Annotated in this window: 12 protein-coding genes and 4 tRNA genes; 1 reads left to right on the top strand and 15 read right to left on the bottom strand. The window is 60.2% G+C overall.

Annotated features, from left to right (window positions below; translation table 11 throughout):
• Positions 1-5: 5 nt before the first annotated feature.
• The 5 genes from ABX75_RS13705 to ABX75_RS13685 form a co-directional block, all read right to left on the bottom strand.
• On the bottom strand, positions 6-956 hold the full coding sequence (locus tag ABX75_RS13705; protein ID WP_034099141.1) for a DUF979 domain-containing protein: 951 nt from the start codon (positions 954-956) through the stop codon (positions 6-8).
• Entirely contained in the window at positions 953-1669 is a 717-nt protein-coding gene (locus ABX75_RS13700; RefSeq protein WP_034099143.1) for a DUF969 domain-containing protein, read from the bottom strand. The genes ABX75_RS13705 and ABX75_RS13700 overlap by 4 nt, the downstream gene beginning before the upstream one ends.
• Before the next feature lie 254 nt (positions 1670-1923).
• The gene (locus ABX75_RS13695) at positions 1924-3537 is read right to left on the bottom strand and encodes a histidine kinase famiy protein (protein ID WP_040268871.1); all 1614 of its coding nucleotides are present in this window, start codon (positions 3535-3537) and stop codon (positions 1924-1926) included.
• Positions 3538-3659: 122 nt separating this feature from the next.
• Positions 3660-4085 carry a hypothetical protein gene (locus ABX75_RS13690; RefSeq protein ID WP_034099146.1) on the bottom strand — a complete coding sequence of 142 codons (426 nt, stop codon included), beginning with the start codon at positions 4083-4085 and terminating at the stop codon, positions 3660-3662.
• Positions 4086-4243: 158 nt separating this feature from the next.
• Positions 4244-4320, bottom strand: a tRNA-Val gene (locus tag ABX75_RS13685).
• Positions 4321-4504: 184 nt separating this feature from the next.
• Between ABX75_RS13685 and ABX75_RS13680 the strand changes: the two genes are divergently transcribed.
• Positions 4505-5788 (top strand): FAD-binding oxidoreductase, encoded by a 1284-nt coding sequence (locus ABX75_RS13680; RefSeq protein WP_034099147.1) that lies wholly within the window; start codon positions 4505-4507, stop codon positions 5786-5788.
• A gap of 155 nt (positions 5789-5943) precedes the next feature.
• Here the strand turns inward: ABX75_RS13680 and ABX75_RS13675 are convergent.
• The 10 genes from ABX75_RS13675 to accD form a co-directional block, all read right to left on the bottom strand.
• Positions 5944-6020: transfer RNA gene (locus tag ABX75_RS13675), tRNA-Asp, on the bottom strand.
• 103 nt (positions 6021-6123) lie between these two features.
• Positions 6124-6200 (bottom strand) — tRNA-Asp (locus ABX75_RS13670).
• A gap of 55 nt (positions 6201-6255) precedes the next feature.
• Positions 6256-6331: transfer RNA gene (locus ABX75_RS13665), tRNA-Val, on the bottom strand.
• A gap of 107 nt (positions 6332-6438) precedes the next feature.
• Entirely contained in the window at positions 6439-7203 is a 765-nt protein-coding gene (locus ABX75_RS13660) for an SDR family oxidoreductase (protein WP_034099148.1), read from the bottom strand.
• Positions 7204-7214: 11 nt separating this feature from the next.
• The gene (locus tag ABX75_RS13655) at positions 7215-8426 is read right to left on the bottom strand and encodes an O-succinylhomoserine sulfhydrylase (protein WP_047882089.1); all 1212 of its coding nucleotides are present in this window, start codon (positions 8424-8426) and stop codon (positions 7215-7217) included.
• A 65-nt stretch (positions 8427-8491) separates the two neighbouring features.
• On the bottom strand, positions 8492-9997 hold the full coding sequence (gene purF / locus ABX75_RS13650; RefSeq protein ID WP_034099151.1) for an amidophosphoribosyltransferase: 1506 nt from the start codon (positions 9995-9997) through the stop codon (positions 8492-8494).
• A gap of 41 nt (positions 9998-10038) precedes the next feature.
• A complete protein-coding gene (locus ABX75_RS13645; protein ID WP_034099153.1) occupies positions 10039-10596 on the bottom strand; it encodes a CvpA family protein in 558 nt (185 codons plus the stop codon).
• Positions 10597-10814: 218 nt separating this feature from the next.
• Positions 10815-11483, bottom strand: a complete 669-nt coding sequence (locus ABX75_RS13640) for an SPOR domain-containing protein (RefSeq protein WP_034099155.1) — start codon at positions 11481-11483, stop codon at positions 10815-10817.
• Positions 11467-12774 (bottom strand): bifunctional tetrahydrofolate synthase/dihydrofolate synthase, encoded by a 1308-nt coding sequence (folC, locus tag ABX75_RS13635; protein ID WP_047882088.1) that lies wholly within the window; start codon positions 12772-12774, stop codon positions 11467-11469. The genes ABX75_RS13640 and folC overlap by 17 nt, the downstream gene beginning before the upstream one ends.
• Positions 12771-13691, bottom strand: a complete 921-nt coding sequence (gene accD, locus ABX75_RS13630) for an acetyl-CoA carboxylase, carboxyltransferase subunit beta (RefSeq protein WP_034099158.1) — start codon at positions 13689-13691, stop codon at positions 12771-12773. The genes folC and accD overlap by 4 nt, the downstream gene beginning before the upstream one ends.
• Positions 13692-13922: the final 231 nt, after the last annotated feature.

Genomic DNA, 13922 nt, shown 5'->3' with positions numbered 1-13922 from the left:
TGGCCTCACATCAACAGGTAAAGCAGGACGATATTGACTACCAGCATCATCAGGGCGGTCGGCAATTGCGCTTTGATCACCGCGTTCTTGTCCGGCAGTTCCAGCAAGGCCGCCGGGACGATATTGAAGTTGGCGGCCATCGGGGTCATCAGCGTACCGCAGTAGCCGGAGAACATACCGATGGCAGCCATGACCGCTGGGTTGCCGCCGTAGATCCCCACCAGCACCGGCACACCGACGCCGCCGGTCATCACCGGGAACGCCGCGAAACCGTTGCCCATGATCACTGTGAACAACGCCATCCCCAGCACATAGACCATCACCGCCACCAACTTGAAATCCAGGTTGATGTAGGTAGTGGTGACATGGGCGACCGCCGTGCCCACCCCAGCCTCGTTAAACAACAGGCCGAGCATGGCCAGCATCTGCGGCAAGACCATGGCCCAGCCCAGGGCTTCGGTCAGGCGACGCGACTCCCGCAAGGCTTGCACCGGAGTATCGCGGGTTAGCCAACAGGCCAGGCCGAGGGCGATCAGACAGCCGATACCGAGGGACACAAAGGTAGTGTTTTTCGGGTCCAGCAACGGCACGCCGCCGATTTCGGTGTGCTTGAGCAAGACCGAACCGATCACCGTGGTCAGGGGAATAGCCAACGCGGGAATAAACAACTTATGCCCCAGTCGACCAGCGCTGGCGCGGGTGGCCTTGTCATGCAGTTCAGCATGGGAGCCACGCCCCACACCGCCGAAACCGGCGATCAATGCCATTACCACTACGCCGGCGCCGATCACCACCGAGGGCAGACGCTCACCCACCAGAAACGGAATCGCGAACAGTAGCCAAAAGAGCGCGCTGGACCAACGCTTGGGGTGGCTGCGATCCAGCACAATCATGCCTGCCGTAATCAACAGCAGCACCCCGGCCAGCCAGTACAGGTATTGAATCGAAATAATCATTGCGCCGCCTCCACAGCCTTCACGCTGGGCGTCAGCTCGCGGGTGAGCCGTCGGTCGAAGCGGTGCAGCCGGATCCCATGCACGATAAATGCACAGATCGCCGTGGGAATGCCCCATACCGCAATGTGCAGCGGCTCCACATCAATCCCCGAGCCCAGCAGGAACGTGTGCATCAGCGCGATGGCGCCGAACGCCACGAAGATGTCTTCACCGAAGAACAGCCCAACGTTGTCCGTGGCCGCACACATGGCCAGGACTTTGTGGCGCACTTTGTCCGGCAGTTTGCCGTAGCGCTTTTCCGCCGCGCCTTCGGCCATCGGCGCCAGCAGCGGCCGCACCATCTGCGGATGCCCGCCCAGGCTGGTCAAGCCCATGGCCGCAGTGGATTCGCGTACAAACAGATAGATGATCAACAAGCGCCCGACCGTGGCGCGCTGGAAGCGTGCGATCCAGTTCTGCGCATGCAGACGCAACCCATGACGCTCCAGCAGTCCGATGACCGCCAACGGTAACAATAGAATCAGCTGTAGGGCACGGGTCTGAAGGAAGCCATCCCCCATGGAGGCGAGGATTTTTTCCAGGGGAAAATGAGCAGCAAGCCCGGTGGCGATCGCAGCACCTGTGACCACCAGCAGCGGATTGAAGCGCAAGATAAAGCCAACCACGATGACAAGTACGCCGATCAACGGCCATAGATTCACAACAGTTTGCATGACGGGGAGGTCCTTTAAATGCGCGCTGCGGCGCCATTACAGCAGGATGTGAACAAAGGGTTCACAGCAAGAGATGGCGTGCAGTCGGCTCGGTTTTTTATTGTTGACCCGGAAGGTCGAGCGTCAGTGGCGGCAACTTTGCTGCCTGGAGGCGGGAGGTGTCCAACAAGAAAAATTGTTGCTGCGATCCAATAAATTTTGTGGGTATCGGAGGGGATGGGGGCGCGTCGTCGGCGACGCCCCCTACGCAAGGCTCAGCTCACGCCGTTGGGGCCATCGAGCACGTACCTGACCTTCTTGGCCAACACATTGGGCAAGCACGGTTTGGAGATCACCTCGAACTCCGCGCCGCCCAGGTCGGTGCGTTCAATGGCGTTTTCCGCGTAGCCAGTGGTCAGCAGGATTTTCATGTCGGGGTACAACTGGCAGACCTCCCGCGCCAGCATCACGCCATTCATGCCGCCGGGCATGATCACGTCGGAGAACAGCAAGTCGTAATGTTCTTCCCTGGCCAGCACGTCCAATGCCTCGGCAGCGCCGTAGGCGATGGTGGTGTGATAGCCGTAGTCCTCCAGCACCATGCGCGCCAGCTCGGCCACATCAGGGCGGTCCTCGACGATCAGGATACGTTCCGAACCGCTGCGGGCTTCCGATACCTTGGGCTCTTCATGGGCCGAGATGCCGGCCTCATCCGCTGGAAAATACAAGCGCACCGTGGTGCCAAGGCCCTCCTCTGAATAAATCCGCACCGCACCGCCGGATTGCTTGGCAAAACCGTAGACCATCGACAAGCCCAAGCCAGTGCCCTTGCCTTCATCCTTGGTAGTGAAGAACGGGTCCATAACCCGCGTAAGAATACTGTCGGGCATCCCGCAGCCATTGTCCGTCAAGGCCATGCTGACATAGCGTCCCGGCATCAGCCCGTCGTAGGACATGGAGCTGAGTTCGCGCACTTGGATATTGCGGGTCTCGATGGCTAAGGCTGGCTGCTCACGCTCCACCAGGGCATCGCGCGCATTGATCACGATATTGAGGATGGCCAGCTCGGCCTGGGTCGGGTCGATTCGGCAGTTCCACAGGTCGGTTTGCAGGTCGGTGCGAAAATCGATGTTGTCACCCATCACACGCTCAGCGGAGCGTCTGGCCAGCTCGACGAAATGATTGAGGTTGATCACACGCCCCTGCAGCTTTTGCTTGCGGGAAAACGCCAGCAACTGCTGCGTCAGCGTAGACGCTTTCTCCACCGCCCCTTTGGTCATACTCAGGCTGCGAATCACCCGATCTTCGTCCAGCACAGGCTTGCGCACGGCGCGGTCGACCATCTCGACATAGCCGCCGATGACCTGCAGCAGGTTGTTGAAGTCGTGAGCAATACCGCCGGTGAGCTGGCCCAGGGCTTCCATTTTCTGCGCCTGACGCAGCGCGTCCTCGGCATCGCGGCGGCGACTGACGTCCAGCTGCGAGGCGAAGAAGTACATCAACTGATTGGATTCGTTGTATACCGGCGAAATGAACAAGGCGTTCCAGAACGTCGAGCCGTCCTTGCGGTAGTTAAGCAACTCGACCGAGATGTCTTCTTCTTCACTGATAGATTGCTTGATCTGGCCCACCACCTCGGGGTCGGTGTCCGGCCCTTGCAGAAAGCGGCAATTGCGCCCGTAGATTTCGTCGGCGCTGTAACCGGTCATATCCAGGAAAGCCTGGTTGGCAAATATGATCGGGTTATCTTCGCGATTGGGATCGGTGACGATCATGGGCATACGCGTGGTGCCGACGGCAGCAAAGAAAATGTTCTTACCTGCCGATGTGATATCACCGGTTTCAGAGTTATCCACGCGGGTGTGGAGATCTTTTGGTTGATGAGTCACGGGGCTAAATCCTGTCGGCTTGATAGAGGAGAAAACGGACTTCCTGCCTCATAGACAACCGGAGTCAAAAAATAGTTTGGCGCCCCGTGGCTCCTTTGCTACACCAACTCTTCACGATCAGATCACGCCGTCGTGCTGACCATTGAGCCCTTCCCACTGCCGCTCTCGGCCATGACGGCCTGCAAAAGCGCTGCGGTAACGGTCTGCAATGCCGCGCTGATGGTCATAACTTGTGTTTGAGCTGCGGCGACAGCCACGGCCTTGGCCTCTTCACTTTGTTTGCTGGACTGGGCTCTCTGCAACGTCTGCTGCGCCTGCTGAAGCTGCTTTTGCAATTGTTCGATCTGTTTTTTCAACTGTTTGACCTGATCGGACTCCTGCGGGCCGGATGAGGCCTGGTCCGCGCCGTTTGCGGCAGCAGCCCCCTTAGCTTTTGGATCCATACGAATGGTCAAAGGCCCAGTGTTTTCGTCCTTAGTCGTTTCGCTGGTGATAGACGTGGTCTGCGGGACGACTACCGTGCTCGAATTGCCAGCATTGATAAGCATGTCGAATGTCCTATAACGAGAAAGTGCTCACTTTATCGGCTTGTTTACAGGGGACTTTAGTCTCGCTATCCGTCTACATTGCAGTAAATTCGAGACAACAAAAAAGGGCCCACCTTTCGGTGAGCCCTTCTAGACCGCCCAGCAGAGCGGATTTTGTTTGGTAGGCGCGATTGGACTCGAACCAACGACCCCCACCATGTCAAGGTGGTGCTCTAACCAACTGAGCTACGTGCCTGCTGTGAGGCGGCATTCTACGGAATTCCGAAGGTGTGTCAACATCTTTTTCGTAGCTAACCCTATGAATATGCGAATTTTTTATCGAGGGCCACATCACTCGCAGTTTTTGCATGGCTGGCAGCCGATTTTCAACTCAGGTAGGATCGACGCACTCGTAAAAAATATAAAACAGAGGTTCCAGGATGGCGAACACCCCCTACCCCCAGTCGTATTACGCCGCTTCCGCCAACGCCGTTCCCCCTCGCCCAGTGCTGCAAGGCGAGGTCGAAACCGATGTGTGCGTAATCGGCGCCGGCTACACCGGCCTGTCCAGCGCGCTGTTCCTGCTGGAGCACGGCTTTCGCGTGACGGTACTGGAGGCCGCGAAAGTGGGTTTCGGCGCCTCGGGCCGCAATGGTGGACAGATCGTCAACAGCTACAGCCGCGATATTGACGTGATCGAGCGCAGCGTTGGGCCCAAGCAGGCGCAGTTGCTGGGGCAAATGGCGTTCGAAGGTGGCAGGATCATTCGCGAACGAGTGGCCAAGTATCAGATTCAGTGCGACTTGAAAGACGGTGGAGTTTTCGCCGCGCTCAACAGTAAGCACATGGCCCACCTAGAGTCGCAAAAGCGTTTGTGGGAACGCTACGGCCATACACAACTGGAGCTGCTGGACGAGCGCCGTATCCGCGAGGTGGTGGGCTGCGAGAACTACGTAGGGGGTTTGCTGGACATGAGCGGCGGCCATATTCATCCGCTCAACCTGGCATTGGGCGAAGCCGCCGCCGTGGAATCCCTGGGTGGCACGATCTACGAGCAATCGGCGGCGGTGCGCATTGAGCGTGGCGCGAATCCGGTGGTGCATACGGCCGAAGGCAAGGTCAGAGCCAAGTTCATCATAGTCGCGGGCAATGCCTATCTGGGCAACCTGGTGCCGGAGTTGGCGGCGAAATCGATGCCGTGCGGCACCCAAGTCATCACCACTGCGCCGCTGGGCGATGAGCTGGCCAAGTCGCTGCTGCCGCAGGATTACTGCGTCGAAGATTGCAATTACTTGCTCGACTACTATCGCCTGACCAGCGATAAACGCCTGATCTTCGGTGGTGGCGTGGTGTACGGCGCGCGTGATCCAGCCAACATCGAGGCGATCATCCGACCGAAAATGCTCAAGGCCTTCCCACAACTCAAGGACGTGAAGATCGACTACGCCTGGACGGGCAACTTCCTGCTGACGCTGTCGCGCTTGCCGCAAGTCGGGCGCCTGGGCGACAACATCTACTATTCCCAAGGCTGCAGCGGCCATGGCGTGACGTACACGCACTTGGCAGGAAAGGTACTGGCGGAGGCTTTGAGAGGCCAGGCGGAGCGTTTTGACGCATTCGCCGACCTACCGCACTACCCGTTCCCAGGCGGGCAACTGTTGCGTACGCCGTTTGCGGCAATGGGGGCCTGGTATTACGGGCTGCGGGACAAGCTGGGTTTCTGAATAGGTCGTTGGAGCCGGTTCGCCGGCTCCAGCATTCGTTCCAAATCGCACAAACAAAAAACCCCGGTCTTTCGACCAGGGTTTTTGCTATCGGATCAAAACAGCTTTTAGCTTGTTTTGTGCTTCAAGGCGTTCAGTGGGCCTTGACGCAGATATGGCGCAGCGGACGGGACTCGAACCCGCGACCCCCGGCGTGACAGGCCGGTATTCTAACCGACTGAACTACCGCTGCGTATCGCTTGACCGGCAGAGCAACATCTCTACCGTCATTAAACGTCTGACTGATCAACCTTGGCTGTTCAATCTCAGGCCCGATGTATCAGACCTGGAAAATATGGCGCAGCGGACGGGACTCGAACCCGCGACCCCCGGCGTGACAGGCCGGTATTCTAACCGACTGAACTACCGCTGCGCGTCGGTGCAACCTTTAACGTTGCGTCCTGCCCGAAGGCAAAACTCTCAAGAAGTGGTGGGTGATGACGGGATCGAACCGCCGACCCTCTGCTTGTAAGGCAGATGCTCTCCCAGCTGAGCTAATCACCCTTTGCTTCGTTGAGGCCGCGAAATTTACGCAGGTAGCAGACCTAAGTCAATAGCCCGCTTGAAGTTTTTCCGAAAAAGACAAAATTGCTTCAAGACAGCCCTGCGCCCTACTCGCTGTAAATCATCCTCTTGCTCATGCCACCGTCCACGACGAACTCTTGCCCGGTAACAAACCCGGCCTGACGCGACAGCAACCACGCCACCATCGCCGCCACATCCTCCACCGTGCCGACCCGGCCGGCCGGATGCTGAGCATGGTCGGCGTCACTCAACGGCTCGGCGCGCCGCACCGCAGGATCACGCGCATCGATCCAGCCAGGGCTGACGGCATTGACCCGCACTTCCGGCCCCAAGCTGATAGCCAGCGCGTGGGTCAGCGCCAGCAGCCCGCCCTTGCTCGCCGCATAGGCTTCACAGTCCGGCTCCGATTGCCGCGCACGGGTCGAGGCCAGATTGACGATTGCGCCACCGTGGGCACGCAGGTAGGGCGCACAATGCTTGGCCAGCAACATCGGTCCACTGAGGTTAACCGCCAGCACACGATTCCAGTACGCCAGATCCAGGCTTTCCAGCGTAATGTTATGCGGATCGGCAACCGCTGCATTGCACACCAGGGCGTCCAGGCGCCCGAACTGCCCGAGCACTTCGGCAACCCCTTGGGCGACCTGTTTCTCGTCGGCCACGTCCATGCTGATAAACCAGGCGTTATCGCCCAACACCTTGGACACCTTGGCACCGCGCTCACGATCAAGGTCCGTCAGCACAACTTGCCAACCCTCACTGATCAACCACGCCGCGATACCCAGGCCAATGCCCCGCGCCGCGCCGGTCACCAGCGCAACACGGCCGTTACTGGCTACCGCGGCTTCCATGGCCCACTCGATCACAAGACCGCCAGCCCGCGAGCCAGGTCGGCCTGCAGGTCGGCCACGTCTTCCAGGCCGACCGCGATGCGGATCAGGCTGTCACGGATACCGGCCGCTTCCCGCTCCTGCGGTGCCAAGCGTCCGTGGGACGTAGTGCTCGGATGGGTAATGGTGGTTTTGCTGTCACCCAGGTTGGCGGTGATGGAGATCAAACGAGTCGCGTCGATAAAGCGCCAGGCGCCGTCCTTGCCGCCCTTGACCTCAAAACTCACTACAGCGCCGAAACCACGCTGCTGGCGCTGGGCCAACTCGTGCTGCGGATGGCTCTTGAGGCCCGCGTAGTGAACCTTCTCGATGCCGTCCTGCTGCTCCAGCCACTCGGCCAAAGCCTGAGCGTTGGCACAGTGGGCCTTCATGCGCAGGCTGAGGGTCTCCAGGCCCTTGAGGAAGATCCAGGCGTTGAACGGGCTCAGGGTCGGGCCGGCGGTGCGCAAAAAGCCCACCACTTCCTTCATCTGTTCGCCGCGACCAGCCACTACACCGCCCATGCAACGACCCTGGCCGTCGATGAACTTGGTCGCCGAATGCACCACAACGTCCGCACCCAGCTTCAGCGGCTGCTGCAAGGCTGGCGTGCAGAAGCAGTTATCGACCACCAGCATTGCACCTTTGGCATGCGCCACTTCGGCCAGGGCGGCAATGTCCACCAGCTCGGCCAACGGGTTGGACGGCGACTCGACGAACAACAATTTGGTGTTGGCCTTGATGGCCGCGTCCCAGCCGGACAGGTCCGCCAAAGGCACGTAGTCCACTTCGACGCCGAAGCGCTTGAAGTATTTTTCGAACAGGCTGATGGTCGAGCCAAACACGCTACGTGACACCAGCACATGGTCGCCGGCGCTGCACAAGCTCATCACCACCGCCATGATGGCTGCCATGCCGGTCGCGGTGGCTACCGCCTGCTCGGCGCCTTCCAGGGCCGCAATGCGCTCTTCGAATGCGCGTACGGTAGGGTTGGTGTAGCGCGAGTACACATTGCCCGGCACTTCACCGGCAAAGCGCGCAGCGGCATCGCCAGCGGTACGAAACACATAGCTGGAGGTGAAGAACATCGGATCGCCGTGCTCACCTTCCGGCGTGCGATGCTGGCCGGCGCGCACAGCCAGGGTATCGAAAGCTACGCCATTGAGGTCGCTGTCCAGCCGACCGGCATCCCATTCCTGACTCATGCTGCCACTCCTTACTCAATACGGTATTTAAGATACAAAACCGGCCCCTCAGGGCCGGTGTCTACTCAGTTGTTGTACAGATCGATGATCGCACTGACCGCCTGGGTCTTGATCTTCGACGAGTCGTTACGCGCCTGCTCGATCTTGTCCAGGTACGCCTCGTCGACGTCCCCGGTCACGTACTTGCCGTCGAACACGGCGCAGTCGAACTGGTCGATCTTGATCTTGCCGCCACCGACCGCTTCGATCAGGTCCGGTAGGTCCTGATAGATCAGCCAATCGGCGCCGATCAGATCAGCCACGTCCTGGGTCGTGCGGTTATGGGCGATCAGCTCATGGGCGCTCGGCATGTCGATACCGTACACGTTCGGGTAGCGCACGGCGGGTGCGGCGGAACAGAAGTACACGTTCTTCGCTCCGGCTTCGCGGGCCATCTGGATGATCTGCTTGCAGGTGGTGCCACGTACGATGGAGTCGTCCACCAGCATCACGTTCTTGCCGCGGAACTCCAGCTCGATGGCGTTGAGCTTCTGACGCACCGACTTCTTGCGTGCCGCCTGACCCGGCATGATGAACGTACGGCCGATGTAGCGGTTCTTGACGAACCCTTCGCGGAACTTGACGCCCAGGTGGTTAGCCAGTTCCAGCGCAGCGGTACGACTGGTGTCCGGAATCGGGATCACCACGTCGATATCGTGCTCGGGACGCTCGCGCAGGATTTTCTCGGCCAGTTTCTCACCCATGCGCAGGCGCGCCTTGTACACCGACACACCGTCGATGATCGAATCCGGACGCGCCAGGTATACGTGTTCGAAGATGCACGGCGTGAGTTTCGGCGCCACGGCGCACTGACGGGTGTGCAGCTTGCCATCTTCGGTGATGTACACCGCTTCACCCGGCGCGAGGTCGCGAATCAGGGTGAAGCCCAACACGTCCAGGGATACGCTTTCCGAGGCGATCATGTACTCGACGCCTTCGTCGGTGTGACGCTGGCCGAACACGATCGGGCGGATGCCATGGGGGTCGCGGAAACCGACGATGCCGTAGCCAGTCACCATGGCCACTACCGCATAGCCACCTACGCAACGGTTATGCACATCGGTGACCGCGGCAAACACGTCCTCTTCGGTGGGTTGCAGCTTGCCGCGCTGAGCCAACTCGTGGGCGAACACGTTGAGCAGCACTTCCGAATCGGAGCTGGTGTTGACGTGGCGCAAGTCAGATTCGTAAATCTCCTTGGCCAGTTGCTCAACGTTGGTGAGGTTACCGTTGTGCGCCAGGGTGATGCCGTAAGGCGAGTTGACGTAAAACGGTTGGGCTTCGGCCGAAGTGGAGCTGCCGGCAGTCGGGTAGCGCACATGGCCAATGCCCATGTGACCGACCAGCCGCTGCATGTGACGCTGATGAAACACGTCACGTACCAGGCCATTATCCTTGCGCAGGAACAACCGGCCGTCGTGGCTGGTCACAATACCGGCAGCATCCTGGCCGCGGTGCTGGAGGACGGTTAGCGCGTCATACAGCGCCTGATTGACGTTCGACTTACCGACGATACCGACGATGCCACACATGCGACGCAACCCCTACTTAATGGATCTTGACTGAGTACCGCTTACTGAGGCGTTTTGGCCGGTAAGAGGTGCTCCTTGAACGGCATATCAGCGGGTACGCTGATGCCGCTGGCCAGCCACTGACTGCTCCACCCCAATATGAGGTTCTTGGACCAATCTGCAACTAATAGAAATTTTGGCACGAGTACCGACTCCTGCCACCATGCATCCTGCTGTACCGGCCCCAGGCTCAACAGCCCGACCGCCACGACCACCAGCAACGCACCACGCGCGGCGCCGAAGGCCATGCCGAGAAATCGATCGGTCCCGGAGAGGCCGGTGACGCGTATCAACTCGCCAATAAGATAATTGACCATTGCCCCCACCAGCAGCGTGGCGATGAACATGATGGCGCAGCCCGCGATGACGCGAGCCGAAGGTGTCTCGATGTAACCGGCCAGGTAAACCGACAGTGAACCACCGAACATCCAGGCTACGACTCCTGCGATGATCCAGGTCAGCAACGACAGGGCTTCTTTGACGAAGCCGCGGCTGAGACTGATCAAAGCGGAGATGGCGACGATTGCGACAATCGCCCAATCAACCCAGGTAAATGGCACGTTTGAGCCTACGGACGGATAAGGCGGCGCATTTTAGCAGAGCGTCAGGCTGTCGGTAAGCGGTGATTGCAGCTGCTTAGCAAATCAATGGTTTGCGACGCCCATGACAAACCAATGTGGGAGGAGGCTTGCCTCCGATAGCGGGCCAGTCATTCGTCGACTGCTACACCGCCATCAGATTCCCCCCTCCCACACTCAGACCGATTGGTCGGCTTGAATCAGCCACGCTCAGGCTGGAAACGGGTCACAAAACCTTTCAGACCCTGTTGACGATCGAGCAAATCGCGCAAACGATCGGCTTCGGCACGCTCGATTAACGGCCCGATAAATACCCGATTCTTGCCGTCAGCACTGCGGATATAGGCGTTGTACCCTTGAGCCCGCAGCTTTTTCTGCAAGGCGTCGGCACCGTCGCGATTGCCCAGGCTGGCCACCTGGATTGACCAGCTGATCGACAGACCATTGGCATCGATACGGCTCTGCCCCACGTCCGGCTTGCCCGGGGCGGCGGGCTGTGGCGCCACCGGCTTGGGTGCCGGCGCGGGCGCCGCAGGCTTGGCAGCTGCGGTCGCTGGCGCAGGTGCCGGAACAGGCTTGACCACCGGCACGCTTGGCTGCACCGGCATCGACGGCGCCTGTTGCGTCGCCAGGTCTTCCTCGCTTGGCACAGGTTCTTCTTCCGGCAAAGCTTGCGGCTCAGGCACCACCACCGGCTCAACCTGTACCTGCGGCACTGCCGGCGCCTGAGGCGCAGCCGGGGCCTCGACCACCACCTGGCGCTGTTCGTCCTGGCGGGAAAACAGCATCGGCAGGAAAATCACGGCCAACGCCACCAGCACCAGCGCGCCGACCATCCGCTGCTTGTAAGCGCTATCCAGTAATGCCATGTGCAGCTTCCTCCGTGGAGCGCCGGGCCAACCACTCAAGCGCCTCGGCAACACAATAAAATGATCCGAACAACAGAATCTCGTCCTCGGGCATTGCCACCGCACACTGCGCCTCAAGGGCTGCGATGACGCTTGTATACGACGTCACCGGTGCACCAAGGTTCTGTAGCGCCGCCGCCAATTCCGCGGCCGGACGACTGCGCGGCGTATCCAACGGTGCTACCGCCCACGCCTGGACGCTGCTCAGTAGAGGCGCAATCACCCCATCAAGATCCTTGTCGGCCAGCAACCCGAAGACCGCAAGACGTCGCCCGATCGGCGGCGTGCGCGCCAAGCGGCGCGCCAGGTATTCGGCGGCGTGGGGGTTATGCCCCACGTCCAGCAGCAGATTCAAGCGCTTGCCTTGCCATTGGACCACACGACGATCCAGGCGCCCGGTCACTCGGGTCGACAACAAGGTCGCAGCAATCTGCTCGGCATTCCACGGCAGATCCATTAGCAGATAGGCTTGCAGCGCCAGCGCAGCGTTTTCCATCGGCAGATTCAACAGCGGCAGGTCACCCAGCGTCACGACCTGTCCACGCGCATCACGCCCCTGCCATTGCCAGTGCCGCTCGCCAATCTCAAGTTTGAATTCACGGCCTCGCAGGAAAAACGGGCAATCCAGCGTGCGCGCTTTGTCCAGCAATGGCTGCGGCGGGTCAAGATCGCCGCACAGCGCAGGCTTGCCCTGGCGGAAGATTCCGGCCTTCTCGAACGCCACGGATTCCCGTGTGTCGCCCAGATAATCGGCGTGATCCACGCCAATACTGGTGACCAGCGCCAGGTCGGCATCCACCACGTTAACCGTGTCCAGGCGCCCGCCCAGGCCCACTTCCAGCACCACCACATCCAGCTGCGCACGCTCGAACAGCCAGAACGCCGCCAGAGTGCCCATTTCGAAGTAAGTCAGGGAAATATCGCCACGCCCGGCATCAAGCGCGGCGAAGGCGTCGCACAGCTGCGCATCGGTGGCTTCGACGCCATTGATCTGCACCCGCTCGTTGTAGCGCAGCAGGTGCGGCGAGCTGTACACGCCCACCTTCAGGCCTTGGGCCTGCAGCAACGCGGCGACAAAGGCACAGGTAGAGCCCTTGCCGTTGGTGCCGGTCACCGTGATTACGCGCGGTGCCGGCCGGCCCAACCCGAGGCGGGCCGCTACCTGTTGCGAGCGCTCCAGGCCCATGTCGATGGCGGAAGGATGCAACTGCTCAAGGTAGGCGAGCCATTCGCCCAGGGTTCGTTGGGTCATAGGTTTGCAGGCACCGGCGGCACCACGATCGGCTCGACCTTGGGCGCAACGTATACCGGCGTAGGCAAGCCCATCATTTGCGCCAGCAGGTTACCCAGGCGCGGACGCAGTTCGCCGCGCGGAATGATCATGTCGATGGCTCCGTGCTCCAGCAGGAACTCGCTGCGCTGGAAACCTTCGGGCAGCTTTTCGCGCACGGTCTGCTCGATCACGCGCGGGCCGGCAAAGCCGATCAGGGCTTTTGGCTCGCCGACGATCACATCACCCAGCATCGCCAGGCTGGCGGAAACGCCGCCGTAGACAGGGTCGGTCAGCACGGAGATAAACGGGATGCCTTCTTCGCGCAGACGCGCCAGCACTGCGGAGGTCTTGGCCATTTGCATCAGGGAGATAAGGGCTTCCTGCATACGCGCACCACCGGAGGCGGCGAAACAGATCATCGGGCAACGGTTTTCCAGCGCATAGTTGGCGGCGCGTACGAAGCGCTCACCAACGATGGCGCCCATGGAACCGCCCATGAAGGAGAATTCGAACGCCGACACGACGACCGGCATGCCCAGCAGCTTACCGCTGACGGAAATCAGCGCGTCTTTCTCGCCGGTCTGCTTTTGTGCGGCGGTCAGACGGTCCTTGTACTTCTTGCCGTCGCGGAACTTGAGGCGGTCGACCGGTTCCAGGTCGGCGCCCAACTCATTACGGCCATCGGCGTCGAGGAAAATGTCGATGCGGGCGCGGGCGCCAATACGCATGTGGTGGTTGCACTTGGGGCAAACGTCCAGGGTCTTTTCCAGCTCGGGGCGGTACAGCACCGCGTCGCAGGATGGGCACTTGTGCCACAGACCTTCAGGAACCGAGCTTTTCTTCACCTCGGAACGCATGATCGAAGGGATCAGTTTGTCTACTAACCAGTTGCTCATGCTTTCTTTCTCCAGTACCGGTGGCTTGAACTCAGCCCCGCGTATGCCCTTGAGCTAAATTCATATGTGGCGATGACACAGACTGGACGGGGTCAGACGTTCGACCTGCCATTTCCAGCCAGTGCCCTCAGCCTTCCAGACAACCTGCCAACGCAAGGTTGCCACTTCGTTTCCGAGCCACCCACAGGCGGCGTCGGGCTGTTTTACACAGTGGTAGTTATGGACGGCGGC

The organism is Pseudomonas sp. ARP3, from assembly GCF_001029595.1.
Classification (GTDB): domain Bacteria; phylum Pseudomonadota; class Gammaproteobacteria; order Pseudomonadales; family Pseudomonadaceae; genus Aquipseudomonas; species Aquipseudomonas rhodesiae.
The sequence above is the reverse complement of the archived record's forward strand: the minus strand, read 5'-3'. Positions and strand labels throughout refer to the sequence as shown.